Below are 25,082 nucleotides of genomic sequence, written 5' to 3'. Positions count from 1 at the left end.
GTAAGTAAATTATCGAACTATTGAGTTATCACAGTTATTCACCAATAAGCGCCCCTTCTTGCCGCAGTTTAAATTGGTAAAATGACAGCCATTGCTGCTGATATATTTTCAACTTTGCAGAACGAACCGCGTCAGGAAAATATCGCTCAGCCACAGGAACAGTCGGGGGGACAACATTCGGACAGGCTATCAACAATGCTCCAAGGGAGACGGTTTCATCAAAAGCAATGGCCTCAATTGGACACTGGAGGATGTCAGCCTTCAACTGGAGCCAGTATGGGTTTTTCACCGCAGGGCCAATGACTTTTACTGTCCTGCCCGCCGGGATATTAAAGCACCCGTGACAGTGTGCAAACTCCATCGCCAGGCCAATAAAGACACTCTCAAGCAGAGACTCCGGAGGAAGTGAATCCGTCAGACCAAAAAGCAGGCCACGAGTGTGCCGATTTTTATTTGGCGAACCCGAGCCCCGCAAATGAGGAATAAATACCGGCACATGCTCGACAGACCAGGAAGGTTTGAGGTACTGCTCCATGACTTTTTCCAGGCCTGTGCTTATTTCCTTATCAGTTAAACGAAAGGTTTTTTTCACCCATTCAAGCGCATAACCGCCGACAGGCAGAGAAGCGAAAAGCGTGAAAAATTCACCATCGGAGTAACAACCATTTGCCAGCTTATTCCTGCGAGCCTGCACATCAAGCGTTGGCTGTGTATTCAGCAGTAAAATACCCTCTGTCGTGCCGGTAGAATTCAGCACATCGCCCGGTTGCATCTGTAATGCGCGGGCACCGACCATATGATCGTGTCCAGCGAGGGTGACTTTTACCTCATGAGAGAAGCCCAATTCCTCTCTAAGCGTTGCCGTCATCCATCCGGCCACTTCACCTGGCTTTATCAACGGAGCCAGTACACCGAACGGTATGCCGAGAATCCCGGCAGCATTACGAGACCAGGTACGGCGAGCAATGTCCAGACACAACGTTCTACTGGCCAGGGATATTTCCGTCTTTTTCGCACCTGTCATTCTCCACAACAACACTTCTGGTGCATGTAACCAGCAGATATCTTTTCTTTCATGCAAGGAATAGTTATCAAGCAACCATCTCATTTTAAATGCTGAGTAATTACTGTGAGGTGGCAATCCCGTTATAGAATACAGTTCTTCAGCCTCTGCCTTGCTTAATGACGAGAGATAAGATTCACCACGTCGATCATACCAGGCCAGCATCGGGGTAAGAATGACGCCCTCCTTATCCACAAAGACGCCAGACTCACCGAAACTCGCAATACTGATATTTTTTACCGGAAACGGTACTGAAGCCACCAGTTCAGCCATTACCAGTCGCAGTGCCTGCCACAGCGCTTCGATATCGAAATCTACCTCGCCTTTGTCCGACGATATTGTTGGCGTCGGAAACTTGCGGACTTCCAGAACTGACACGTCATGACAGGAATAACAGCTGACTTTGCAGTTAGTTGTGCCAATGTCAATGACAAGCGCTGCGTGGTAATCAGGCATAGACCGTTCCTTTTGTCAGGCGAAAAACACCATAAATAATCAGCGCAAGCACAGGAATCAGCCCGATAGCAATAATATTTCCGTTGAATATTTCAAGCAGCCAGAAACGGAAGGGGTTACCGCCATCAAGGAAGCTTGATACCTGACCACTTGACCCCTCAGCCATTTTGAAATTGACATCTTTAGCCATACCGGTAATAAATGGCGCAATTTTGGTCGCAATCCACAAGTCGGCGACAATAACAGGAATTGCGGTTATCACAGCCCGGAAAATATTGCCACGACATGCCAGTACAATCATGGAAGCCATGACTGCCAGGTTCGCAAGGTCTCCGAGTGGCAGGACTTTATTGCCAGGAAGAAGGAATGCAATAAAGACAGAGATAGGTGTCAGAATCAGTGCTGTAGATATAATGGCTGGGTTACCTACTGCTACCGCGATATCCAGTCCGATAAAGAGATCATCACGGCCAGGATATTTGGCATTCAAATATTTCTTAATGGCTTCAGACAGAGGTAATAAACCTTCCATCAAAATTCGTACCATACGCGGAAGAATGAACATGACACCGCCAATGCTGATCCCCAGCAACAGGATATGTTTAAAGTCATATCCGGCAATGATGCCCAACAAGACCCCCAGAATAGTACCCACCATCATAGGCTCGCCGAAGATTCCCATTTTTTTCTGAACGTTTTCCGGATCAATATGAATACGGTTAACGCCTGGGATCTTGTCGATAATTTTATCGAACAGCAATCCAATCGGAAAGAAGACGACAGATGACAGGGTCGGAAGTGAAATACCTTCCAGACCGAAGTACTTTGCCACTAATGGCGCTGACCAGTCCGCCAGTTTGAGAACCACGATCGCGGCAATAGCGGCTGCGGACAAACCCAAAACAAAACTCCCTGTGCTGTAGTAAACCAGCGTTCCAGCCAGGGCAAAGTGCCAGTAGTTCCACATGTCGACATCAACAGTACGTGTCTTATTCAGGGCCAGCATGGCGACATTAATCAGCATCGTCAGCGGAATGACAAAGGGTGCGATTGGTGAGCCCCAGGTAATTGCGGCCAATGGTGGCCAGCCTAAATCGACAACAGGAAGGCTAATACCAGTTCGCTCAACCATTGCCTGTGCAGCCGGGCCTACGTTGCTGGTAAGTATGTCAAAGATGGCATAAATTCCGACAAACCCTATTCCGACAATTAACGATGAGCGAAGTGCTTTAGCGGGTTTTACTTTGAAGAACAATGCCAGGAAAAAAAGGACCAGCGGCAATAAAACCGTTGGGCCAAACCCCAGGACATATTGCACAACGGTATAGAGAGTATGTGCTATATCATTCATATCCGACCTCTTATTCAGATGTGACCAGACCTCGCGTTAGCGCCTGGATAATTTATCTGTTTTTTATTTATGAAATCAGGCTTGGCCTTTAAGGATTGAAACTATTTTTTCAAGAACTTTATCTTCACCTACTCCGGTAATGATTGGCAGGCCACTAACAACCGGAATATCCAGTTCATAAGGAACTTTCGTTGTTGATACAACCAAAGCTGCACCATCGGTATTGTTTGGCAATGAGGCTACATTAGTTTGTGAATAATTAACATCAAGCCCATTATCTTTACAATATTCCATTACTTTTTCTGCCACAGCCGTGGAAGTAGCAACACCCGTTGCGCAAACAAATAGTATCATTTTACTCATACTTCACCTCTTTCAGATATGCGTGTGTAAATTGACTGATAAATTTCATCATCATTCATGACCAGTAACTGCTGCATAAAATCCTCATCCTGGATCACATCCATAATCCAACCCAGTACGTTGAGCTGCTTATTGCTTTCACCTAAAGCAAGCATAAACACCACCCTGACAGGTACGGGATCTGGTTCCCCGCCCATATCTTCGAAATTGACGGGTTCTGCCAGTATTCCAACACTAATGGCGTTTTGGCGAACATACTTGTGATCAGTATGTGGAATAGCGACGCCTACAGGCTCAACCGGTAGACCCGTTGGAAAATTCTGTTCTCGCGTAATGACGTGATCGGCAAAATCAGATACAACCATACCATCGTTAATTAACGGACTGGCAAGAGCCTTGATTATGTCATTCTGACTCACCTCTTTAGGGAGGTGTCGAACATAATGACGGCGAAAATGAATATCCTGCATAGATTCCTCTTTGCTAGTCAGGCATCCAGGCGCTGTAAAATAGTGCCAAGATAATATTTATTACCTTTTAACCAGACGTTACCAAAATCAATGGCCAATCCTCTAGAGAAAAATACCAACTGTTCCAAATGCAAAACAGGTGCGTCTTCACCAATATCAAGATAATGGCCTCGCTCATTACCAATTAATTTGGCTGCGTAACGGCTTTCAGAAAAACTTATTTTCTTATCAGATAATCTTTCTATTGCTGAAAATAAATTCTCCCTGGTAAAATCTACATCAATAATACCGGGGCAGAGATCAATGTTGATACGATTTTCAATCAACATGACTTTTTCATCGCCAATACAACGAAGGCGTTTAAGAAATAAAACATCTTGTCCCGGTTTGATACTCAGTTTCTCTGCTACAAAGCGGTTAGCGGGTTCCAGTCGGGAGGTTATGACACTGGTTGTGAAGTTTATCTTCTGGCTGGCTAAGGCTTCAGCAAAGGAGAGCAAACCTTCACCCAGTGGGTAAGCAACATTTTCCTTCTTTACGAAAGTTCCTTTACCCTGCACTTGCACAAGAACACCTTCCCGGACAAGTTGGTCAACCGCTTTTTTAACGGTACCGCGACTCACCTCCAGCATATCCATGATTTGAAACTCTGAAGGTATCCGGTCATCCTCAACTAATTCTCCGCTATAAATACTTTCCCTTATCCACTCCACAACCTGTTGATACAGTGGGATGTGTGAACTTTTACTCAATGTTTTCATGGTGCGCGCCTAAACATTTAGAGTTGTCTATAGACAATCATGTACAACTTCGAGTTTATGATAAGAAATTTTGAGACAGGAGGTATGGCAAGGAGTCACAGTTTTAGTGTTCAAAACAAGATCACATTTCCGTGATATATGTCACGGAAATGATGAGCTATAAGTCTCTGACGTTTTGGCGTCGTTAGCGGTTATTCGGTGCGTTACTTCTGTGGTTCACCCTTAGCAAATACGATGGCGGCTACGCTTTATTTAGTTAACGATGAATCGCGCCACCCGGCCGTTAATCGTGGCTCGCCGCCCTTGCCAGCCTCATTCATCTCGTCTTTTGTTAACGAGATAGTGAAGAGTATCAATGCAGCCAGTGGACACCCTCTTCCGGCTGAAAAAAGGCGTTATAGCGCAGTTGAAACGCGTTGATCTCCTGCATATCGGGTTCCATTTCGCGCAAAAAGCCCAGCGCCAGCCGTACCTGTGTATCGGTGATCGGCGCGGCTAAACGCGCTTTTTGCAGCAACCGATGCCACCGCTGCAAATTCTGATCGCCGCCATCGACAATCACCATTTGCCAGATCAGTAACACCTGAGCGGCATTTTGCAAATGCGACTCATCAGGGCGATGCAGATACTGTAAAAATTCACCGCCCGCCGTTTTACCCATCTGATCAATCATCGATTCTATCGGCACTACATCAATATTCAGACGTTCGCTCAGGCGGCGAATCGCCCGGCGGGTATCCGATGTCAGCACCCGAACCCCCACAATAAACACCACCACAAACGTGGCCAGAATCAACCAAATCATGCGCACATCCGTCACCAAACAGGATGCCCATCATAACGGTAAATTTATAACTGTCGACGTTCTGGCCTGTCAGGATGTGATTTATTAACGCTTGTCTTCATTTACGCCAGACGCCGGATGTCCTGTCTGACGAACGCAAGGCATAAAAAAGCCCGGCGTTAAGCCGGGCAAAACGTTACCAAATGCACACATTTAAGCGATATTGACTTGCTGAATTTTTTTCTCACGGCGGATTTTGCGCTCTTCCATCACGGCGACCATCGCCATCAGGCAGATACAGCCGATCGCGGCGGCGTCCAGCGCGGCGAACGTGCCCGCCCAGCCGGTCAGACCAAAAACGGGGGTGCCGTCGGCAATCATGCCCAGACCCAGCTTGGCAAAGCTATCGCCGATAAGATAAGCGAAGGTGCCCTTGATACCGTCCGCAGCGCCGATGGCTTTTTTCGGTACGAAACCGACAGCCGCCACGCCAATTAATAGCTGCGGCCCAAACACCAGGAAACCGAGCGCGAACAGCGAGGCCAGATAGACATACTGGTTGCTGGCGTGCTGGTAGACGCCGAGGGTGGCGATGATCAACGCCAGCGCCACACAGGCTACCAGCGCGCGACGACCGTTCGCCAGGTCAGAGAGCCAGCCCCACAGCAACGTGCCGACCAGCGCGCCCACTTCAAACAAGGTAAAGCCCTGAATCGCCACCTCTTTAGAAAGTTTCAGTTCCTGGAAGGCGTAGACGGTTGACCACTGGTCGATACCAATACGTACCACATACAGGAAGATATTGGAGAAGCACAGCAGCCAGATCACTTTGTTTTTCAACACATATTCAACAAAGATCTGCCACTTGGTCATTTCGTTTTCTTCAGTCTCTTTATCCTCTTCGCTGATCTCTTCGCCGAACAGTTCTTCAGCTTTACCCAGACCGTAAGACTCCGGGGAGTCGCTGCCAAAACGCAGACCGATAAAGCCAACAATCAGCGCGATAATCGACGGGAAGATAAACATGCCGATGACGTGACCGTCGAACAGGTAGTTGGCGCCGAACAGCGCCACGCCTGCCGCGCCCGCGCCGCCGAGGTTGTGGGAGATATTCCAGAAGCCGAGAAAGGTGCCGCGTTTACGACGCGGAGTCCATTTGGTGATGGTCGAGTAGCTGCACGATCCGCCGGTACTCTGGAAGAAACCGCTCAGGGCATAGAAAGCGATCATCAGAAACAAACTGGTTGACCCCGCGCCCATGCTGGCGCTGAAGCCGAGCATACAGATAGCGGAGAGGATCAACATAAACGGTAGAAACTGCTTGGTATTTTTACCGTCAGCGTAGTAGGAAACCAGCGTTTTCCCCACGCCATAGGTGATCGAGAAGCCCAGGCCAATCATCCCCAGCTCGGTCATGCTCAACCCGTAGGTAGAGATCATGTCGTTCTGCGCGATGTTAAAGTTTTTGCGGATCAGGTACATGGTCAGGTAGCCGATAAAAACCACCAGATAGGACTGCATGAACGGCTTGAACCACATTTTACGCCGCACATCGAGCGGCAGATCCAGGGTCGGCTTGCGCACCTGGTTTAAGAAGGCCAGCATGGATTACTCCTGAGCTAATTTTTATACCTGCGAATGGCAGGCATTGTAAAAATCCACAGGAAAAGAGGCCTGCGACAGCGTCCAGGCAAAACCGGGAAAATTTCTTAGTTTTGCCCCATTCAGCGCAAAAAGGTGAGGTGCATCACGCTTCGCTGGTCTCGCGTGGGGCCTGAGCGTTCAGAAATGGCAGCAGCAATAGCGCGGAGATCCCCGCCGCGATGGCGATGACCGCAAAAAAACCGGTCCAGTGCCAGATCTCCAGCACTTTCGCTAACGGCCAGCCGGAAAGCGACGCGCCGAGATAGGCGAACAGGCCGACAAAGCCGGTGGCCGCGCCCGCCGCCTCTTTATGCGAGCACTCCGCCGCCGCCATGCCAATGAGCATCTGCGGGCCGAAGACAAAGAAACCGGTGGTGAAGAAACAGGCCGCCTGCATCACGTAGCTGGCGAACGGCATCAGCCACAGCGAACCCACAGAGAGCAGAATCCCGGCGGCGAAGATTAAATTCATCGGTCCGCGGTTACCGTTGAAGAGTTTGTCCGAGCCCCAGCCCGCCACCAGCGCGCCGATAAATCCCCCCAGCTCAAACATCGATACTGCCGTGTTGGCCGTGACCAAATCCACGCCCAGCGTCTCGGACATATACAGGTTGCCCCAGTCGTTGATCGCCGCGCGCACCACGTACACTAAGACATAACACAGCGAAAGCAGCCAGATATAGGGATTCAACAGCACATATTTAGCGAGGATTTCTTTGCGACTTAGCCCCGCGCCCTCTTGCTGTTGGGCGACCTCCAGCGCATCGTGCCGCCAGTCGCCTACCGGCGGTAAACCAATCGCCTGCGGACGGTCGCGCAGCCGCCAGCAGAGGACCATGCCCACCCCGATGGCAAGCAATCCGGCCACCATCATCCCGACGCGCCAGCCATAATGCAGGGCGACAGCGGCCATAACGAGAGGGATCAGCGCCCCGCCGACATTGTGCGCGGTGTTCCATAACGCCCACCAGCCGCCGCGCTCGGTACGCGAGTACCAGGCGGTCAGCAAACGGGCGCAAACCGGCGATCCAAACCCCTGGAAAAAGGCGTTCAATGCCCATAGCAGCGCAAAGGCCCACAGCGAGGTCGAGAAGCCGAACAGAATATTCACTACGCCGGTCGCAATCAGCCCGATGCCCATAAAATAGCGAGCGTTAGAGCGATCGCTAACGATGCCGGAGACAAATTTCGACACCCCGTAGGTGATGTAAAACAGCGTCGCCAGCAGGCCGATATCGCTGCGACTCAGTATGCCGCTGGCAAGGATTTCCGGCGCGGCGGCGTTAAAGCTTTTACGGGTGAAATAGAACAGCGCGTAACCCAACCAAATGGTGATCAGGATATGCCGCCGCCAGTAGCGATAGCGGGCGTCAACCTCGTGCTTATCGGTGATGAGCGGCGCGTTGGCCGGGGCTTTTAAAAACGAAAGCATTATCCTTCCTTAAACGTAACGCTGGGGCAACGAGACGCTCACCCGCGTACCGTGGGTACAAGAGATGGTTAGCGTCCCGCCGAGCGCCGACACGCGTTCGCGCATTCCGGTCAGGCCGAAGCCCTGCTGGTGAGAGCCCGGCGGCAGGCCGCTGCCGTCATCCTCAATCACCAGCATCAGCCGCTCATCCTGCTGCCAGCCCTGGAGCGTCACCGCGCTGGCATTGGCATGTTTTACGATGTTATTCAGCCCTTCCTGACAGACGCGAAACAGCGTCACGCGCTGACTTTCACTCAGCGCCGTTTCGTCAATTCGCCAGTCGAGGTGACTGACAATACCGCGGCTTTCCAGCTCCATTTCGCGCAGCAGCGAACGGATGGCCTGCGCCAGCGTTAAGTCGTCTAGCTGGCGCGGGCGCAAGCGCCCCAGCAGGCGACGCACGGCGTCATACACGCCCAGCGAAAGCTGCTCGATAAGTTGCCCGCTCTGCTTCACGCCGCCGTTATCCGCCGCCAGTCGTTGCACAATGCCCGCCTGGGTTCGAATCGCGGTGATGGTCTGTCCGATGTCATCGTGCAGCTCACGCGCAACATCGCGCCGTACGCTCTCTTCGGTCTCCAGAAGACGCTCCGCCAGCCGATGGTTGCGCGCCAGCTCCTTTTGCAACGACTGGTTCAGCTCGCGCAGACGCTGAATGCCAGCGCCAAGCAGTAGCCCGGTCAGGCTTTGCGCCAATAGCGAAAGCAATAAATCGACGGGATGATCGTGCCAGGTCTGGCTGGCGATCAGCGCGATAGCATTCATCAGTGTGGCAATGAGCGCGCCCTGCCAGCCATAATGCCAGGCGAGCGCGATAATCGGCAACGCCAGGCAGAACGGCGTGAAGCGCGAAAGTTCAGCAGGTAAACCCAGTTGCAGCCACAGACTGACGATAAACAGCAGCAGATACCAGATCAGATGCCGCCCGCGCCAGTTTACCGGCTGCGATACCAGCGATGGTCCCAGCGGCAGCCAGGTAGTGCTGGTGAGATAGTGCCAGAAAACCAGGCAGATGGGGGCCAGCGTCAGACCACCCGTGAGGGTCAGCAGTAGCGCGTTCCATGCCGCTTCCCCCTGCCCCAGCCAGGGCAGGGATTGCAGTAGCGCCGCGGCGGTGAGGGCCGCGCCCTGAAGCAATAACGTGCGCCAGTCGCGCTGATGGCGGTAACGCGAAGTCAGCGCCACGGGCAGTAACGTCAACACACTACCGATCATCAAAAGCGGCAGATGGGCCAACGCAACTTCCTGCGCCAACCAGTACACCAGCAGCCACTCCGCGCCCAGCAATACTGGCCAGTATCCACGCGGGCATTGCAGCATAAGCCCCAGGCGCAGGCCGAAGGGAAAGAGCAGCGCCGCCAGCTCCGGGCGCTCTACCAGATGCAGGCTGATACTCCACAGGCAGAACCACGCGGCGGAGAAGATAAAAAAGCAGGCAACAACGGTGATTAAACGGGAAAAAAAGGTGTTCATTACCAACCGTCAAACATGCGATGCGCCAGTTCAACGTCATTGCTGACGCCTAATTTTTCCAGCAGATTCGCGCGATGGACATGCACCGTTTTTGGCGACAGCCCCAGCTCGGCGGCAATCTCTTTTACCGCCATACCCTGGGCGAGTTTTTCCGCCACTTGACGCTCGCGTTTGGTCAGCGGATCTTGCCGACCCGCCGCCAGTTTCACGGCAATATCGGGGGTCAAATAGCAGCCGCCCGTCGCCACCGTATGCACCGCGGCGATCAGTTCATCCGGACTACAGCGTTTAGAGAGAAAACCGCGCGCGCCGGCGTTCAACGCCTGTTCCACCAGCGCCGGGCTATCGTGAACCGAGAGCATGATCGTCGCCATCCCTTTTGGCAGTTGGCTTAGCAGCTCCAGTCCGGAAATATCCGGCATCGAAATATCGCAGATACACACCTGTACGCCGCGTCCCGGTAAACCTGCCAACGCTTCGCGCCCGGAACCAAACTCAGCGACCACCTGCAAATCAGGTTCCAGCCCCAGTAGCTGTGCAAAGCCGGAGCGGACGATAAGGTGGTCGTCGATAAGGGCAACGGTGATCATGGGTTCTGTCCTGATGGATAAAAAAAACGCGCTTACCTTAACGATAAGCGCGCGGCTGTTCAAGCCTTGAGCGGTCAGACAATGCCAGTCGTGACGGTGAACGTCCGGGTTTGCTGCGGTTCCAGTTGAAGCAAGGTTCCATTTCGCTGCGCCGCGAGAAAACCTTCAGGCCTACAGGTCGCGGGCAGGGCAAAGGCGGCAACCTGCTGATCGCCGTTATAAAGAATCCAGCGGGTCACGGAATTGAGCTCCGCGCTGGCGAAACGTGTCACGAACGTGGTGCCATCCGGGGCGATCATACTGAATTCCGGGGTATCCGTGTATCTGTCCAGTTCATCGGCGAAGAACACGATTTCCGGGTCATAAAAGCCAGGCTCGTTGAGCGTTTCCAGCGAGGCTTCACCCTGCAAAAGCCGTTGATTAAACGCCAGCCACTGCGCCGTGGGTTTGACATGCGCCGGCACCGACTCGCGTAGCTTCAGCGCGGTATCCGGGATATTCTGGCGGAACGTGGCGTTCGGCACATAGGCATAGTTCATGTGGCACATGTACTGTAGCGGCATGGCGACTGAAGCCAGGTTAGTCACTGTCATCTGAATATCAAACAGCGCGCTTGATTTACGCATTACCACCGCAGGTTGCGCCTGATAATGATGACCGAACCCCATCACATACTCGTAGCGCCCGGTCACGCGCAGACTGTCGCCCTCTAACTCCAGCCAGGCGTCGTCCATGGCAGCGCAGGGCATCTCGCCGTGCAGCGGATGTGTATCTTCCGGCGACGGGCAGCCATTCGCCAATAGTCCGGAATGGAAAGCAAAGCAACCATACGTTGCCACCACTTCCGCAGCCGGCTTCGGCTGGCGGAACATGTTGCGCATAGTCAGGTCATGACCGTCAAACTGCGCGTCCCAAATCATCTGCCCCATCCAGGGCAGAATCACCAGATGACCGCGGCTGTTTTGTATTTTCAGTCCTTCCACGCCGCTGGCGTAACGAAACGCCGTAACCGTAAAATCATCATTTTCCAGCAAGATACGCGGCTGCTCGTTAAAAAGCTCCCGCCATAATGTAATACGTGTTGTCATGGTTGATCTCCTCAGGACGCGGCGACTTCAGCCAGGTTGCCGCGCACTTTGCTTTCGCGCCAGAAGTAAACGCCAACGTAAACAAAGCACAGCATGGAAACCAGGAATGAGAGCTGTAGCGAGTGGAACATGTCCGCCACATAACCCTGAATCGCAGGAACCACCGCCGCGCCGACAATCGCCATCACGATGACCGCCCCCGCCATTTCGGTATGTTCGTTATCGACGGTATCGAGCGTTCCGGCATAAATGGTCGCCCAGCAGGGGCCAAACAGAACACTGACCAGCACCGCCACGTATACCGCGCTAAAGCTGGGCGCCAGCGCTACATAGGCCAGGAACAGCGCGCCGATCACAGAGTAAAGGATCAGGACTTTTTCCGGGTTAAAGCGTGTCATCAGAATGTTGGCGATAAACTTGCCGATAAAAAAGCAGGCGAAGCTGTAGACCATAAAGGTTGAGGCATCGCGCTCATTGATATCGCCTAACTCCAGCGCCAGACGGATAGTGAACGACCAGACCGCCACCTGCATTCCCACATACAGGAACTGCGCCACAATACCGCGACGGAAGCGGGCGTTGCTGGCGAGATAGCGTAGCGTATCCAGCGCCGAGGGACGTTTATGACTCGCGGTTTGCGCGACTTTACAGGTCGGGAAACGCGTCAGCAGGAACAGTACCATCACCACTACCAGAACCATAATCATGTACTTATAGGGTTCCAGAGTGTTTTCCAGCATCAGCACCTTGAAGTTGTGGACTTGCTCGGCATTCATGCCCGCCATCTGTTTTTCCAGGCTTTCCCCTTCGGAAAAGACCAGATATTTACCCAATAAAATTCCTGCCGCCGCGCCGATTGGATAAAAGGTCTGGCTGATATTCAGCCGCAGCGTGGCGTAGGCTTTCGGCCCGATCATCGAACTGTAGGTATTCGCCGCCGTTTCCAGGAAACTCAGGCCAATCGCAATGGCGAAAATCGCCGCGAGGAACATGGTGTAGGTCGCCATGTGCGACGCCGGGAAAAAGAGCGTACAGCCGACAATGTATAGCGTCAGGCCGATAAGTATCGCCACTTTATAACTGGTTTTTTTAATGACCAGCGAGGCCGGAATAGCAATTAAAAAATAACCGCCATAAAAGGCGCTTTGTACTAATGCCGAAGCAAAGTTGCTCAGCGAAAATACACTTTTAAATTGCGTAATCAGAATATCATTTAACGCGGCTGCGCATCCCCATAATGGGAATAAACAGGATAACAAAATAAACTGGAACAGAGGTGTCTTATTCAGATACCCGTCGGGCATCTGAACGATGTTTTTATCGTTCATAGTGCTACCTTTAACAGTGCAGGGTGATTGTTATTCGTTCAACGAAAGATACTCATTAAATTGCTCAATGCTTGGATAAGAGGATTGGGTGCCTTTCCCGGTGACGCTGAAAGCGGCAAAAAGGACGGCTTTTTTCATGGCGGCTTCCACATCCCCGCTCTGGACGTAGTAATGCGCGAAACAGCCGATAAAGGCATCGCCCGCGCCGCTGGTATCGACAGCGTTCACTCTAAACGCCGGGACATGGACTTCCTGGTCACGCGTCATCCACAGCGCGCCTTTCTCACCCATGGTGACGATAATATTGTTCAGCCCTTTATCCACCAGCGAACGTGCCGCTGCGCGAATATGGTCATAGGTATCCACTGGCATACCGGTTAATATTTCCAGCTCGGTTTCATTGGGTACAAAGAAATCGCATTTACAGGCATAAGACATATCTAATTCCCGTAATGCTGGCGCAGGGTTTAATAACACTTCAATCCCATGTTTCTTGCCAAATTCTATTGCGTGATAAACCGTTTCAAGCTGAACTTCCAGTTGCAGAACAATAAGCTGGCATTTTTTTAAATCTTCCGCCGCGCGATCGATATCTTCCGGCGAGAGAAACTTGTTAGCGCCTTTGATGATCAGAATGCTGTTGCTGGAGTTGGCGTTGACGAAAATCGGCGCTACGCCACTGCTGGTACACGGTACTTTTTCTACATACGTCGTATTGATCCCCCAGGATTCGAGATTACGAATGGTGTTGTCGGCAAAAATATCGTCGCCCACTTTGGTCAACATCAATACTTTTGAATTGAGCTTAGCGGCCGCCACGGCCTGGTTCGCCCCTTTTCCGCCGCAGCCGATTTTAAACGCCGGCGCTTCCAGAGTTTCCCCTTCTTTGGGCATCTGGTTGGTGTAGGTGATAAGGTCCACCATGTTAGAGCCAATAACCGCGATATCCATTTTACTCCCTCTCAGAAATCGTCACACGACAATGATATTAAAATAACATTATCATGTTACTTCCGTATCATTTGTGACTATGATCGCGATTAGAGGATCATTTTGCCATTTACTGCGTGAACAATCCCTGGCGGAACAAATCATTTTTAGGGTTACAATTTACTGAAAATTAACTATTTATTGTTATAAAACGCAAATAAACCCACTTTTATTTCCTGACGGCCAGACGTATAGTAGTGCCACACTGTAATGTTCTCAGAAACACATAAATGTTACTGATGGAACATAACAACATGATTTGCGGAGAGGGTGAATGGAGACCAAGCAAAAAGAACGTATCCGACGCTTGATGGAGTTACTGAAAAAGACCGATCGAATCCATCTGAAAGACGCCGCGCGGATGCTGGAAGTTTCGGTGATGACCATTCGCCGCGATCTCAGCCAGGATGATGACCCTTTACCGCTGACGCTGCTCGGCGGCTATATCGTCATGGTAAATAAGCCTACGTCTTCAACCAATATGCCGCTGCCGGCGAAAAAGACGCATCATAGGGACGACCTTCCCGTTGCGATCCTGGCCGCCGGCCTGGTGCGTGAAAACGATTTGGTTTTTTTTGATAACGGTCCGGAAATGCCATTAGTTATCAGCATGATACCGGATGATATTACCTTTACCGGGATTTGCTACTCGCATCGGGTATTTATCGCGCTGAATGAAAAGCCTAATGCCACGGCGATTTTGTGCGGCGGCACCTATCGGGCCAAGAGCGATGCCTTTTATGATGCCAATAATCCTTCGGCGCTGGATTCGCTCAATCCGCGCAAAGTGTTTATTTCCGCCAGCGGCGTACATGAACATTTTGGCGTGAGCTGGTTTAACCCGGATGATCTTGCCGCCAAACGTAAAGCGATGGAGCGCGGTCTGCGCAAAATTTTGCTGGCGCGTCACGCCCTGTTTGATGAGGTCGCGCCTGCCAGCATTGGTCCGCTTTCTGCCTTTGATGTCCTGATTAGCGATCGCCCATTACCGACAGATTATGCCGTTCACTGTCGGAATGGTTCCGTCAAAGTCATCACGCCTGATTCGGAAAGTGAATAACTTACTCAAAAAAGACGGCAATTTTATTGAACATGGTGGGATCGGACTGGTTTCGTACCACCTTCGCCACGTCTTCCAGTTTATCGATCTGACTGATCATCTGTTCAAGCCGCTGATCGTCATTGACCAGAAGCCAGATGCGGCTCTGATCGCTACCCTGAATCGGTAAACAGAGAATACCCTCAACGTTGAAAGCGCGTCGGGCGAACAGCCCGCAGACGTGGGTCATCACGCCAGGATGGTTGCGAACGGTCAGCTCCAGAATAACGTTATCATGTGATTGTTTCTGCATGGCTTATTCCCCCACCATCTCTGTATTTGCCGCGCCCGGCGGCACCATCGGATACACTTTTTCTTCTGCATCAATGCGCACATGGATCAACGCCGGTCCAGGACGACGAATGATAGCCTGCAACGCCGCCTGCGGATCGGCTTCGTTATTCAAATCACAGGTGTCCAGACCAAACCCGGCGGCAATCTGCATAAAGTTGATGCTTCCCGGATAGGTCGCCGCAAAAACGCCCTGTTTATAGAACAGACTCTGTTGCTGATGTACCAGTCCCAGCGCGTCGTTATTCATCAGGATGATTTTCACATCCAACTGGTTTTCACTGGCGGTAGCCATCTCCTGAATATTCATCATCAAACTACCGTCGCCGGAAAAACACAGCACCTTGTTGCCCGGATTCGCCAGCGCCGCGCCAATCGCCGCGGGCAGACCAAACCCCATGGTGCCCAGCCCGCCGGAAGTCAGCCACTGACGCGGACGGTTGAGCGGATAAGCCTGCGCGGTCCACATCTGATGCTGACCTACGTCAGTGGTAATAATCGCGTTGTCGTCCACACAGGCGGCGACCGCATTAATCAGCCCATAGTGACTAAGCGGGTTATTTTCCTGGGGAATACTGCAAGGGAATTCTTGCTGCAAGTCCGCCACCAACTGATGCCATGCTTCCCGCGGCTGTGCCTCGATATGGGGAATTAACTGTGCCAGTACATCATCGACATCCGCCTGAATAGCCACATGCGGCTGCTTAATTTTGCCTAACTCGGCGCGATCGATATCCACATGGATGATTTTGGCGTTCGGACAAAACTGCTCCGTTTTGCCAATCGCCCGGTCATCAAAACGCGCGCCCAGAACAATCAGTAAATCGGCCTCTTGCAGAATAAAATTGGTACTGCGCGCGCCGTGCATCCCCAGCATTCCTAACGACAGCGGATGCGCCTTAGGCAGCATTCCCAGCGCCATTAAGGTCATTGTCGTCGGCAGTTGCGCTTTTTCCGCCAGTTCGCGCACGCGTGTCGGCGCATTGATCACGCCGCCGCCCAGATACAGCACCGGACGCTTCGCCGCGTTAATCATTGCGGCGGCCTCGCGGATACTCTCCGCGCTAAACTCCGGCGGGGGTGATTTTTCCGCCGGCGACGGCAACGCATCCAGCTCAATTGTCGCCGTCTGCACATCTTTAGGAACGTCTATCCACACCGGGCCGGGACGCCCCGACTGCGCCAGACGAAAAGCATCGCTCATCACCTGAGGCAGCTCGTTGATATTTCTGACCAGATAGTTGTGCTTGGTGATGGGGATAGAGATACCGTAGGTATCCACTTCCTGAAACGCGTCAGTACCGATCATGGACGCCGGAACCTGCCCGGTAATACAGATTAACGGAATAGAATCCAGGCGCGCATCGGCAATGGCCGTGACCAGATTGGTCGCGCCCGGCCCGCTACAGGCCATACAAACAGCAGGTTTACCCTCCGTCCGCGCCATCCCCTGCGCAATAAACCCCGCGCCTTGTTCGTGGCGCGCCAGAATATGACGGATTTGCGTACTTTGGCTTAACGCGTCGTAAACGGGGAGGATCGAACCGCCGGGAATGCCGGTGACGATACGAATCCCCTGGCGCTCCAGAAAATGAACTATAAATTCCGCGCCCGTAAAGCGCTGAGGTGTAGATGTTGTGCCCGAACTTGCCATGCTCCATTCCTTTTATTCTGAGCCGACGTTCCGGGAAGGTGTCTTAAACAAAAAACCCCGCCCGGTTTGCGCCGGCGGGGTTTTGGAATCGTGTGTGTTCCGGACCCTACGGCGCATTGCCGACGACGACCACCACACGCACGACGACCACTGCGCGAGATGGCGCAGTTGTTAGTAGGGTCGCGTTCAGCATGGAAGGGTTCATTAGGGGCCTTGTCTGTTTGTTATTAACACGTTTTATACAAGCACAGCGCTTTCAGCATGACAACGGAAAAATTTTCATCTGCACAAAAATGCGTCAGCGATCACATTTTTCTACGAATTTACACGTTTTGAGTATAGGCGTAATAAGCGTAGCGCCCTCCGGTAATCGCCGGGATTGATGATTACGCGTTTCACAATGCCTGAAAACAAAAAACCTCGCCGAAGCGAGGTTCTTACAGCGTAATGCGGGTGGTAGCCGCGAAGCACACTGTGTTATGTCAACAGCAGAAGTATACGCGTTCTGTGCAGAACGCGCAATTTCGGCGCGAATTTTGATGAATTTGAGTATGGATCAGAAGCTCCGTTCTGTCTATAAATTACTGTTAATTTATACAGTACTTAACTATAATGTCTTTGACACAATGTGTTATGCGGGGGCCGCATCGTAAACCGGCGCAACGAAGTCCTGGCTGAAACGGGTGGTGCCGTCAGCGCCTTAACCCCCTCGTGAGCACACTGTGTTATGTCAACACGCACACTATTCCTCGCAAAAGGGATCGCGTGCGCAACAGCTGACAACAGGCAGCGGAAAGGTACGTCGGCTGGCAGTGCTCCTTAACCACAGGAGACGCGTATGAGCGTAGTGGATATCACCATTCTTATCCTGAAACTCATTGTTGCAGCACTGCAACTGCTTGATGCTGTTCTGAAATACCTTAAGTAATTCAGATTCAAGCCGCACCGAAGGGGAGCGGGCAACCGCTCCCCTTTCACCTTATCCGCTGGTCTTTCGCTTCCCGGGTATGTTACGTTTTTATGACACCCTCAACGACGCCTGACGCTATGACCCTTTCCGTTTTCTGCATTTTGCTGTTCGCCGCGCTGCTACATGCCAGCTGGAACGCCATTGTCAAAGCGGGAAACGATAAGCTCTACGCCGCGATCGGCGTCAGCGGTTCCGCGGCGGTCATGGCATTGATCCTTTTGCCCTTCTCGCCGCAGCCAGCTCACGCCAGTATCCCTTTTTTAGCGGCCTCTACCGCGCTCCAGGTGGTGTATACCGTCCTGGTGGCGAAAACCTATCAGGTCTCGGACATGAGCCAGACCTATCCTCTTATGCGCGGCACCGCGCCGCTGCTGGTGGCGCTCATTAGCGTTCTGTTTCTTGGCGACAGTCTGTCGTCGCTAGCCTGGGTCGGCATCGCAGTGATCTGCATGGCGATACTTGGGATGGCCTGTAATGGCCGCGCCAGCTCTCAACGTGGTGTCGTGCTGGCATTAACTAACGCCTGTTTTATTGCCGGATATACGCTGGTGGACGGGACCGGCGTAAGACTCTCCGAAACGGCGCTGGGCTATACGCTATGGTCATTTTTTCTCAACGGCGCCTGCCTGTTAACCTGGGCGATGATTGCGCGGCGGCGGGAAGCGTCGCGTTATCTGGCGCAACAGTGGAAAAAAGGCATTTTTGGCGGGATTGGCACTATGGGATCTTATGGGCTGGCGCTATGGGCCATGACCCAGGCGCCGCTGGCGGTGGTCGCCGCGCTGCGTGAGACGTCGATTTTATTCGGCGCGCTGATAGCCTGGCTGTTGCTTAAAGAGAAAGTGGCCGGGCTACGTCTGGTGGCGGCGGGCGGGATTGCCCTCGGGGCGATTTTACTCCGTCTGTCATGATTGCCCAATAACAGCTGCAGACGTAACACATTCTCGGCAACATTTGTTGCCGCTTTTGTTTACATATCCTGCCGTTCCTTCGTCTGCCATTGCTGGTTGCTGTCTGGCCTTCTTTTTCTGGTGTGATAGATTCCTCTCGCATTTATGGGAATGCGCAGCAAGTTATTCTTATTTTTTCTTTTTTTGAAAAGTAATCAGCGAAATGAAAAGGCAGAGAAACGTCAATTTGTTGTTGATGTTGGTGTTACTGGTGGCCGTAGGGCAGATGGCGCAAACCATTTATATTCCCGCCATCGCCGATATGGCACAAGCGCTAAACGTCCGGGAAGGCGCCGTCCAGAGCGTAATGGCTGCTTACCTCCTGACCTACGGCGTCTCGCAACTGTTTTACGGCCCGCTTTCCGACCGGGTTGGGCGCCGCCCCGTAATCCTCGTCGGCATGTCTATTTTTATGGTAGCGACTCTGTTCGCCATGACCACGCATAGTTTGACGGTGTTGATTGCCGCCAGCGCCATGCAAGGGATGGGAACCGGCGTTGGCGGAGTAATGGCGAGAACGCTCCCGCGCGATCTGTATGAAGGAACGCAACTTCGTCACGCCAATAGCCTGTTAAATATGGGGATTCTGGTCAGCCCGCTGTTAGCGCCGCTGATTGGCGGCCTGCTGGACACCCTGTGGAACTGGCGCGCGTGTTACGCTTTCCTGCTGGTGCTTTGCGCTGGCGTCACCTTCAGCATGGCGCGCTGGATGCCGGAAACCCGCCCCGCCGGCGCGCCGCGCACACGGCTGATCGCCAGCTATAAAACGCTGTTTGGCAACGGCGCATTTAACTGTTACCTGCTGATGCTAATCGGCGGGCTGGCTGGCATTGCGGTCTTTGAAGCCTGTTCCGGCGTGCTGATGGGAGCAGTATTAGGTCTCAGCAGTATGGTGGTAAGCATTCTGTTTATTCTGCCGATTCCGGCGGCGTTCTTCGGCGCCTGGTTTGCCGGACGCCCGAATAAACGCTTCTCACCCCTGATGTGGCAGTCAGTTATTTGCTGTCTGCTGGCAGGCCTTATGATGTGGATTCCCGGCTGGTTTGGCGTGATGAACGTCTGGACGCTACTCATCCCCGCTGCGCTGTTTTTCTTCGGCGCCGGGATGTTATTTCCACTGGCTACCAGCGGCGCGATGGAGCCGTTTCCGTTCCTCGCAGGCACCGCTGGCGCGCTGGTCGGCGGGCTGCAAAATATTGGTTCCGGCGTACTGGCGTGGCTTTCTGCAATGCTGCCGCAAACCGGTCAGGGCAGCCTGGGACTGTTGATGACCCTTATGGGGTTGCTGATCCTGGCGTGCTGGCTGCCGCTGGCGTCACGGATATCGCATCAGGGACAGACGGTTTAACATTTCCCTCGCCCGGCTTTTTGCCGGGCGTTTCACATTCCGGCGCGATCATCGCATTGAGCAGGGACTCCTGCGCCGGACGCCACGCTCCTTCTTCGCCGTCATAAAACTGTGTGTCCGCGTTTATCGCATACGGAATATGCGCTTTTTTCAGCTCGCAGGCCATAAAACGGGCAAACGCGAACTGTGAAGCGACCGGCGTCATTTTTATCGACTCTCCCGGCGCCCACCCGCCCACCCAGCTTGCATGGCCGGTCTTATGCTGCCAGCGAACCGCAGCATTAATCCGTGCCCGAATCGCCGCTTTTTCCGCCGCCGTGCCTGACGTCCACGGATATTTACCGCCGCTTTTCAGGGGGCCCCACGGGAAGATGTGCCACTCCGCCAGTACATAGTTCTGGCTTTGCGCCGGCAGTTTAAGCGCCGACAAATCCTCCGGCGCGGCGCGCATGCGGGGGGCAACGAAAATCATCCGCTGTGGGTCAATGGCGTGAATCAGGCGGATGGTTTTGTCATATACGCGATTCAGCGACGCCATATTATGATTAAGTTTGTCGGCAGGCTCATAAATGAGATCGAACCCCAGAAGCGGGGATGTCTGACCAAAATAGCGCGCGACCACGCTCCACCAGTTGATCAGCTCCTTTTCATGGCTGGCACTGGGATCGGTTTTATACGCATCCGCCTGATAGGCAATAATGGGTATGACGCCATAGTATTCGCAGGCCTCTACCAGCTTACGCAAATGGATGAGGCGCGCTTCCGTCGGCGCGCCTGCCACACGAATACGGACATGCGTTAACCCTTTTGCCTTAAAATCCCGCACGACCAGCGGATCAAACTCGCGGATACCCCGTTCCGTTCGCGCCCAGTCAACATCCATCCCAACGCCAAGCTGCTGCGCATAGCGCGCCGCCGTCAAAGGCATCGGTTTCGCATAGACGACCGCGCTGGTCAGCATGAGAGAGGCAATAAGCGGTTTAAACACGACGCCCCCTAAAATTTTTACCACGGTGATAGCACGTATTTAGCATATTCACTCCCGGCAGGTGTAGCGACAAAGCGTAATAAATCTTCACACCTGTTCCTGCAACCAGCGAATAAATGCCTCGATTTTCGGCCACTGCCTGCCAGGCAGAGTGGTGACATAATAATGCTGATGACATTTCAGCCTCATGTCACCAAAAGGCGCAATCAGTTCACCGCTGTCGAGACGCTTTTGCACCAGCCGTTTACGCCCCATCGCCACGCCAATGTGGTTCATCGCGGCAATCACCGCTAAATCAGAACGATCGAAGCCAATGCCGGATGAATCCGGCAAATTTACTGCAAAATGCTGCGCCCAACTGTGCCACTCATCGGTGCCCGAATCGTTACTCCACGCCTGTCTGTCGTGTAAGAGCGTACAGTGCCGCAGGTTATTCAGGTTGTTCTGCAAGGCGAAACGTCGGGCGTAATCCGGGCTGCAAACGGGCAAAATTGCCTCATCCATTAAAAAATGGTGCGTGAGCTGCGCCGACGGCGCATCGTCAAAATAGATAGCCAGGTCAATGCCGGCACGCTGTAGGTTAACGTTATCGTTGCCGGTCAGCATAGTGAGAGAAATTGACGGATAGCGACGGGTAAAGTCCCCCAGCGCGGGCACCAGCCAGCACTGGGCGATAGAGGGACGTGAATACACGGTCAGCGTGCCGGACAGTTCCTGATTTTTGATATCGAGGATTTCCTGATTCAACGTATCCAGCGACGATTTCAGCGCCCAGAATACCCGTTTGCCTTCATGGGTAAGCTCCACCTTACGGTGAGAGCGGACAAATAGCTGGATTCCCAACTCGGCTTCCAGTTGATTGATACGATGGCTTACCGCACTGGGGCTTAACGACAGCTCATCTGCCGCCAGAGCAAAGGACTGGTGTCTGGCCGCGACTTCAAAAGTATAGAGTTTGGATAACTGCCAACCGTTGAGTAAGCGGTTTCGGGTATCGCGAAGGGGTTCCATGGCAACCTCAGTCATCTTTTAATTTCCCGAAGTGTAAAAAAACACGCTGAAAAAATCCGCACATAGATGAAGCAAAATGAACCATATCGCAAAATAAAGGCAATATTAGATGGAAATCACATAGTTGATTCAATTTACATCATGTGAATGGCAAATTATATCGTTTGTCAGGAGGTGCTGTTTTTCTGTCCAATAAGAACAGATTAATCACAGGGTAGGTGAGATATGCACGCTCAAATCTGGGTAGTGAGCACGCTGCTGATCAGCATCGTGTTAATCGTATTGACCATCGTGAAGTTTAAATTCCACCCCTTCCTGGCGTTACTGCTCGCCAGTTTCTTTGTCGGCGCGATGATGGGCATGGGGCCGCTGGAGATGGTCACGGCGATAGAAAACGGAATAGGCGGTACGCTCGGTTTTCTGGCCGCCGTTATCGGTCTTGGCACCATCCTCGGCAAAATGATGGAGGTTTCCGGCGCGGCGGAACGCATCGGGCTTACGCTCCAGCGCTGCCGCTGGCTCTCTGCTGACGTGATCATGGTACTGGTGGGGCTGATTTGCGGTATCACGTTGTTCGTGGAAGTGGGCGTCGTGTTGCTCATCCCACTGGCGTTTTCTATCGCTAAAAAGACCCATACCTCGCTGCTGAAGCTGGCCATTCCGCTGTGTACCGCGCTGATGGCCGTCCATTGCGTGGTACCGCCGCATCCGGCTGCGCTGTTTGTCGCAAATAAACTGGGGGCGGATATCGGCTCGGTGATTGTCTACGGTCTACTGGTCGGGCTGATGGCCTCATTGGTCGGCGGTCCGCTGTTCTTAAAGTTTCTGGGTAATCGTCTGCCGTTCAAGCCCGTACCGACAGAGTTTGCGGATCTTGAAGTGCGCGCCGAAAACACCCTGCCGTCGCTGGGCGCAACGCTGTTTACCGTTCTGCTGCCGATTGGCCTGATGCTGGTGAAAACCGTCGCTGAACTGAATATGGCGAAAGACGGCACGTTGTATACGCTGCTGGAGTTTATCGGTAATCCGATCACCGCAATGTTTATCGCTGTCTTTGTGGCGTATTACATACTCGGTCTGCGCCAGCATATGGGTATGGGCACACTACTTACCCACACCGAAAACGGCTTTGGCGCCATTGCGAACATCCTGCTGATTATCGGCGCGGGCGGCGCGTTCAACGCCATTCTCAAAAGTAGCGGGCTGGCGGACACGCTGGCGGTGATCCTCTCAAATATGCATATGCACCCGATTCTGCTGGCATGGCTGGTAGCGCTGATTCTGCACGCGGCGGTCGGATCTGCGACGGTGGCGATGATGGGCGCCACCGCGATTGTTGCGCCCATGCTGCCGCTCTATCCTGACGTCAGCCCGGAGATCATTGCGATTGCCATTGGTTCCGGCGCCATTGGCTGCACGATCGTGACCGATTCCCTGTTCTGGCTGGTCAAGCAGTATTGCGGCGCTACGCTGAATGAAACGTTTAAATACTATACGACGGCCACGTTTATCGCATCTGTCGTTGCACTGGCTGGCACATTCCTGCTTTCCTTTATCATCTGATCGTAAAGAGACGTACTATGGAAAACATACAAAAGCTCATCGCCCGGTATCCTTTGGTCGAGGATCTGGTCGCCCTCAAAGAAACCACCTGGTTTAACCCGGGCGCCACCTCTCTTGCACAAGGTCTACCGTATGTCGGCCTGACGGAGCAGGACGTAAACGCCGCCCATGACCGTCTGGCGCGCTTTGCGCCGTATCTGGCGAAAGCGTTTCCGCAAACCGCTGCCGCTGGCGGCATAATCGAATCTGACGTGGTCGCTATTCCGGCCATGCAAAAACGGCTGGAAAAAGAGTATGGGCAAACGATCGACGGTGAAATGCTGTTAAAAAAAGACAGTCACCTGGCAATATCTGGTTCCATTAAAGCGCGCGGCGGCATCTATGAGGTGCTAACGCACGCGGAAAAACTGGCGCTGGAGGCGGGTCTGTTAACCACCGACGATGACTATAGCGTGCTGCTTTCGCCGGAATTTAAACAATTCTTCAGCCAGTACAGTATCGCCGTCGGTTCAACCGGCAATCTGGGGCTATCGATCGGTATCATGAGCGCCTGCATCGGTTTTAAAGTGACGGTACATATGTCTGCCGACGCCCGCGCCTGGAAAAAAGCGAAGCTGCGTAGCCACGGCGTGACGGTCGTAGAATACGAAGATGATTACGGCGTGGCGGTTGAGCAGGGCCGTAAAGCAGCGCAATCCGATCCAAACTGTTTCTTTATCGACGATGAAAACTCTCGCACGCTATTTCTGGGCTATGCGGTAGCGGGTCAGCGTCTGAAAGCGCAATTCGCGCAGCAGGGACGCGTCGTTGACGCCAGCCACCCACTGTTTGTTTATCTGCCGTGCGGCGTTGGCGGCGGCCCTGGCGGCGTCGCCTTTGGCCTGAAACTGGCGTTTGGCGACAACGTCCACTGTTTCTTTGCCGAACCGACCCATTCACCCTGCATGTTACTCGGCGTTTATACCGGTCTGCACGATGCCATCTCAGTACAAGATATCGGTATTGATAACCTGACGGCGGCTGACGGCCTGGCGGTAGGTCGCGCTTCGGGCTTTGTTGGTCGGGCAATGGAGCGTCTGCTTGACGGCCTCTATACCTTAGACGATCAAACAATGTATGACATGCTGGGCTGGCTGGCGCAGGAGGAAGGAATTCGACTGGAGCCATCAGCTCTGGCGGGGATGGCCGGACCACAGCGCATTTGCGCCGCCGCCGCGTATCAGCAAAGGCATGGATTCAGTCAGACGCAGCTCGGCAACTCGACGCATCTGGTATGGGCAACCGGGGGCGGCATGGTGCCGGAAGATGAAATGGAACAATACCTGGCGAAAGGACGCTAATACTCGCTCAGTGCCGGAAAGACGGCTGCGCCATCC

24 protein-coding genes and 1 pseudogene are annotated in these 25,082 nt (G+C 53.0%); 7 read left to right on the top strand and 18 right to left on the bottom strand.

Features of this window, described 5'->3' with window-relative positions:
• Positions 1 to 34 precede the first annotated feature (34 nt).
• From QEN31_RS00310 to rbsK, 13 genes are all read right to left on the bottom strand, one after another.
• Positions 35 to 1,519, bottom strand: a complete 1,485-nt coding sequence (locus QEN31_RS00310) for an FGGY-family carbohydrate kinase (protein WP_001113558.1) — start codon at positions 1,517 to 1,519, stop codon at positions 35 to 37.
• Positions 1,512 to 2,870, bottom strand: coding sequence for a PTS galactitol transporter subunit IIC (locus QEN31_RS00305; protein WP_000997824.1), 1,359 nt, complete (start codon positions 2,868 to 2,870; stop codon positions 1,512 to 1,514). Before QEN31_RS00305 ends, QEN31_RS00310 begins: the two co-directional genes overlap by 8 nt.
• 75 nt (positions 2,871 to 2,945) lie before the next feature.
• A complete protein-coding gene (locus QEN31_RS00300) occupies positions 2,946 to 3,233 on the bottom strand; it encodes a PTS sugar transporter subunit IIB (protein WP_000041396.1) in 288 nt (95 codons plus the stop codon).
• The gene (locus tag QEN31_RS00295; RefSeq protein ID WP_001152234.1) at positions 3,230 to 3,703 is read right to left on the bottom strand and encodes a PTS sugar transporter subunit IIA; all 474 of its coding nucleotides are present in this window, start codon (positions 3,701 to 3,703) and stop codon (positions 3,230 to 3,232) included. Before QEN31_RS00295 ends, QEN31_RS00300 begins: the two co-directional genes overlap by 4 nt.
• A gap of 17 nt (positions 3,704 to 3,720) precedes the next feature.
• A complete protein-coding gene (locus tag QEN31_RS00290; RefSeq protein ID WP_000854956.1) occupies positions 3,721 to 4,464 on the bottom strand; it encodes a GntR family transcriptional regulator in 744 nt (247 codons plus the stop codon).
• Between the two features lie 352 nt (positions 4,465 to 4,816).
• A complete protein-coding gene (locus QEN31_RS00285; RefSeq protein ID WP_099949586.1) occupies positions 4,817 to 5,269 on the bottom strand; it encodes a DUF1198 domain-containing protein in 453 nt (150 codons plus the stop codon).
• A gap of 192 nt (positions 5,270 to 5,461) precedes the next feature.
• Positions 5,462 to 6,853 carry a hexose-6-phosphate:phosphate antiporter gene (gene uhpT / locus QEN31_RS00280; RefSeq protein WP_000879181.1) on the bottom strand — a complete coding sequence of 464 codons (1,392 nt, stop codon included), beginning with the start codon at positions 6,851 to 6,853 and terminating at the stop codon, positions 5,462 to 5,464.
• A 142-nt stretch (positions 6,854 to 6,995) separates the two neighbouring features.
• On the bottom strand, positions 6,996 to 8,324 hold the full coding sequence (locus tag QEN31_RS00275) for an MFS transporter (protein ID WP_000948164.1): 1,329 nt from the start codon (positions 8,322 to 8,324) through the stop codon (positions 6,996 to 6,998).
• A gap of 9 nt (positions 8,325 to 8,333) precedes the next feature.
• Complete coding sequence (uhpB, locus tag QEN31_RS00270; protein ID WP_001091262.1) at positions 8,334 to 9,836, bottom strand: signal transduction histidine-protein kinase/phosphatase UhpB; 1,503 nt, start codon at positions 9,834 to 9,836, stop codon at positions 8,334 to 8,336.
• Complete coding sequence (gene uhpA / locus QEN31_RS00265) at positions 9,836 to 10,426, bottom strand: transcriptional regulator UhpA (RefSeq protein WP_000633672.1); 591 nt, start codon at positions 10,424 to 10,426, stop codon at positions 9,836 to 9,838. The genes uhpB and uhpA overlap by 1 nt, the downstream gene beginning before the upstream one ends.
• Before the next feature lie 74 nt (positions 10,427 to 10,500).
• On the bottom strand, positions 10,501 to 11,514 hold the full coding sequence (locus QEN31_RS00260; RefSeq protein WP_023257211.1) for an aldose 1-epimerase family protein: 1,014 nt from the start codon (positions 11,512 to 11,514) through the stop codon (positions 10,501 to 10,503).
• 11 nt (positions 11,515 to 11,525) lie between these two features.
• Positions 11,526 to 12,842 carry an L-fucose:H+ symporter permease gene (gene fucP / locus QEN31_RS00255; RefSeq protein ID WP_000998359.1) on the bottom strand — a complete coding sequence of 439 codons (1,317 nt, stop codon included), beginning with the start codon at positions 12,840 to 12,842 and terminating at the stop codon, positions 11,526 to 11,528.
• Positions 12,843 to 12,872: 30 nt separating this feature from the next.
• Complete coding sequence (gene rbsK, locus QEN31_RS00250) at positions 12,873 to 13,793, bottom strand: ribokinase (protein WP_000350272.1); 921 nt, start codon at positions 13,791 to 13,793, stop codon at positions 12,873 to 12,875.
• 313 nt (positions 13,794 to 14,106) lie between these two features.
• Here rbsK and QEN31_RS00245 point away from each other — a divergent pair, with 313 nt between their 5' ends.
• Positions 14,107 to 14,892, top strand: a complete 786-nt coding sequence (locus QEN31_RS00245) for a DeoR family transcriptional regulator (protein WP_000448642.1) — start codon at positions 14,107 to 14,109, stop codon at positions 14,890 to 14,892.
• A 1-nt stretch (position 14,893) separates the two neighbouring features.
• On the opposite strand, the gene ilvN is transcribed toward QEN31_RS00245, so the two are convergent.
• The 3 genes from ilvN to ivbL form a co-directional block, all read right to left on the bottom strand.
• On the bottom strand, positions 14,894 to 15,184 hold the full coding sequence (gene ilvN / locus QEN31_RS00240; protein ID WP_001171826.1) for an acetolactate synthase small subunit: 291 nt from the start codon (positions 15,182 to 15,184) through the stop codon (positions 14,894 to 14,896).
• 3 nt (positions 15,185 to 15,187) lie between these two features.
• Complete coding sequence (gene ilvB, locus QEN31_RS00235) at positions 15,188 to 16,876, bottom strand: acetolactate synthase large subunit (protein WP_000168439.1); 1,689 nt, start codon at positions 16,874 to 16,876, stop codon at positions 15,188 to 15,190.
• Between the two features lie 106 nt (positions 16,877 to 16,982).
• Entirely contained in the window at positions 16,983 to 17,081 is a 99-nt protein-coding gene (gene ivbL, locus QEN31_RS00230; protein ID WP_001541152.1) for an ilvB operon leader peptide IvbL, read from the bottom strand.
• A gap of 522 nt (positions 17,082 to 17,603) precedes the next feature.
• Here ivbL and QEN31_RS00225 point away from each other — a divergent pair.
• From QEN31_RS00225 to emrD, 4 genes and pseudogenes are all read left to right on the top strand, one after another.
• Positions 17,604 to 17,718 (top strand): annotated as a pseudogene (locus QEN31_RS00225) (hypothetical protein).
• Entirely contained in the window at positions 17,715 to 17,804 is a 90-nt protein-coding gene (gene tisB / locus QEN31_RS00220; RefSeq protein WP_000117642.1) for a type I toxin-antitoxin system toxin TisB, read from the top strand. The pseudogene QEN31_RS00225 and the gene tisB overlap by 4 nt, the downstream one beginning before the upstream one ends.
• A gap of 92 nt (positions 17,805 to 17,896) precedes the next feature.
• The gene (locus QEN31_RS00215) at positions 17,897 to 18,757 is read left to right on the top strand and encodes a DMT family transporter (protein ID WP_001526328.1); all 861 of its coding nucleotides are present in this window, start codon (positions 17,897 to 17,899) and stop codon (positions 18,755 to 18,757) included.
• Positions 18,758 to 18,959: 202 nt separating this feature from the next.
• The gene (gene emrD / locus QEN31_RS00210) at positions 18,960 to 20,144 is read left to right on the top strand and encodes a multidrug efflux MFS transporter EmrD (protein ID WP_061375571.1); all 1,185 of its coding nucleotides are present in this window, start codon (positions 18,960 to 18,962) and stop codon (positions 20,142 to 20,144) included.
• Here emrD and QEN31_RS00205 read toward each other — a convergent pair.
• Positions 20,071 to 21,156, bottom strand: a complete 1,086-nt coding sequence (locus QEN31_RS00205; RefSeq protein ID WP_000238928.1) for a cellulase family glycosylhydrolase — start codon at positions 21,154 to 21,156, stop codon at positions 20,071 to 20,073. The two genes, emrD and QEN31_RS00205, sit on opposite strands and share 74 nt — an antisense overlap.
• 63 nt (positions 21,157 to 21,219) lie before the next feature.
• Complete coding sequence (dsdC, locus tag QEN31_RS00200) at positions 21,220 to 22,143, bottom strand: DNA-binding transcriptional regulator DsdC (RefSeq protein ID WP_061375735.1); 924 nt, start codon at positions 22,141 to 22,143, stop codon at positions 21,220 to 21,222.
• 225 nt (positions 22,144 to 22,368) lie between these two features.
• On the opposite strand from dsdC, the gene dsdX reads away from it, so the two are divergent.
• Both dsdX and dsdA read left to right on the top strand, forming a co-directional pair.
• Positions 22,369 to 23,706 carry a D-serine transporter DsdX gene (gene dsdX, locus QEN31_RS00195; protein ID WP_000543314.1) on the top strand — a complete coding sequence of 446 codons (1,338 nt, stop codon included), beginning with the start codon at positions 22,369 to 22,371 and terminating at the stop codon, positions 23,704 to 23,706.
• Positions 23,707 to 23,723: 17 nt separating this feature from the next.
• On the top strand, positions 23,724 to 25,046 hold the full coding sequence (dsdA, locus tag QEN31_RS00190) for a D-serine ammonia-lyase (RefSeq protein WP_064239952.1): 1,323 nt from the start codon (positions 23,724 to 23,726) through the stop codon (positions 25,044 to 25,046).
• Positions 25,047 to 25,082 lie beyond the last annotated feature (36 nt).

The sequence above is a fragment of the Salmonella sp. SA15303 genome (assembly GCF_029962125.1).
In the GTDB taxonomy this organism is placed as follows: domain Bacteria; phylum Pseudomonadota; class Gammaproteobacteria; order Enterobacterales; family Enterobacteriaceae; genus Salmonella; species Salmonella enterica.
The sequence above is the reverse complement of the archived record's forward strand: the minus strand, read 5'-3'. Positions and strand labels throughout refer to the sequence as shown.

Coding starts and splice junctions, on each gene's coding strand:
- QEN31_RS00290 (WP_000854956.1), bottom strand. CDS start 4,464: ATGAAAACATTGAGTAAAAGTTCACACATCCCACTGTATCAACAGGTT.
- QEN31_RS00215 (WP_001526328.1), top strand. CDS start 17,897: ATGACACCCTCAACGACGCCTGACGCTATGACCCTTTCCGTTTTCTGC.
- emrD (WP_061375571.1), top strand. CDS start 18,960: ATGAAAAGGCAGAGAAACGTCAATTTGTTGTTGATGTTGGTGTTACTG.
- ilvN (WP_001171826.1), bottom strand. CDS start 15,184: ATGCAGAAACAATCACATGATAACGTTATTCTGGAGCTGACCGTTCGC.
- dsdC (WP_061375735.1), bottom strand. CDS start 22,143: ATGGAACCCCTTCGCGATACCCGAAACCGCTTACTCAACGGTTGGCAG.
- uhpA (WP_000633672.1), bottom strand. CDS start 10,426: ATGATCACCGTTGCCCTTATCGACGACCACCTTATCGTCCGCTCCGGC.
- rbsK (WP_000350272.1), bottom strand. CDS start 13,793: ATGGATATCGCGGTTATTGGCTCTAACATGGTGGACCTTATCACCTAC.
- dsdX (WP_000543314.1), top strand. CDS start 22,369: ATGCACGCTCAAATCTGGGTAGTGAGCACGCTGCTGATCAGCATCGTG.
- fucP (WP_000998359.1), bottom strand. CDS start 12,842: ATGAACGATAAAAACATCGTTCAGATGCCCGACGGGTATCTGAATAAG.
- QEN31_RS00295 (WP_001152234.1), bottom strand. CDS start 3,703: ATGCAGGATATTCATTTTCGCCGTCATTATGTTCGACACCTCCCTAAA.
- dsdA (WP_064239952.1), top strand. CDS start 23,724: ATGGAAAACATACAAAAGCTCATCGCCCGGTATCCTTTGGTCGAGGAT.
- ilvB (WP_000168439.1), bottom strand. CDS start 16,876: ATGGCAAGTTCGGGCACAACATCTACACCTCAGCGCTTTACGGGCGCG.
- uhpT (WP_000879181.1), bottom strand. CDS start 6,853: ATGCTGGCCTTCTTAAACCAGGTGCGCAAGCCGACCCTGGATCTGCCG.
- QEN31_RS00305 (WP_000997824.1), bottom strand. CDS start 2,870: ATGAATGATATAGCACATACTCTCTATACCGTTGTGCAATATGTCCTG.
- QEN31_RS00310 (WP_001113558.1), bottom strand. CDS start 1,519: ATGCCTGATTACCACGCAGCGCTTGTCATTGACATTGGCACAACTAAC.
- QEN31_RS00285 (WP_099949586.1), bottom strand. CDS start 5,269: ATGATTTGGTTGATTCTGGCCACGTTTGTGGTGGTGTTTATTGTGGGG.
- QEN31_RS00260 (WP_023257211.1), bottom strand. CDS start 11,514: ATGACAACACGTATTACATTATGGCGGGAGCTTTTTAACGAGCAGCCG.
- QEN31_RS00275 (WP_000948164.1), bottom strand. CDS start 8,324: ATGCTTTCGTTTTTAAAAGCCCCGGCCAACGCGCCGCTCATCACCGAT.
- QEN31_RS00300 (WP_000041396.1), bottom strand. CDS start 3,233: ATGAGTAAAATGATACTATTTGTTTGCGCAACGGGTGTTGCTACTTCC.
- uhpB (WP_001091262.1), bottom strand. CDS start 9,836: ATGAACACCTTTTTTTCCCGTTTAATCACCGTTGTTGCCTGCTTTTTT.
- tisB (WP_000117642.1), top strand. CDS start 17,715: ATGAGCGTAGTGGATATCACCATTCTTATCCTGAAACTCATTGTTGCA.
- ivbL (WP_001541152.1), bottom strand. CDS start 17,081: ATGAACCCTTCCATGCTGAACGCGACCCTACTAACAACTGCGCCATCT.
- QEN31_RS00245 (WP_000448642.1), top strand. CDS start 14,107: ATGGAGACCAAGCAAAAAGAACGTATCCGACGCTTGATGGAGTTACTG.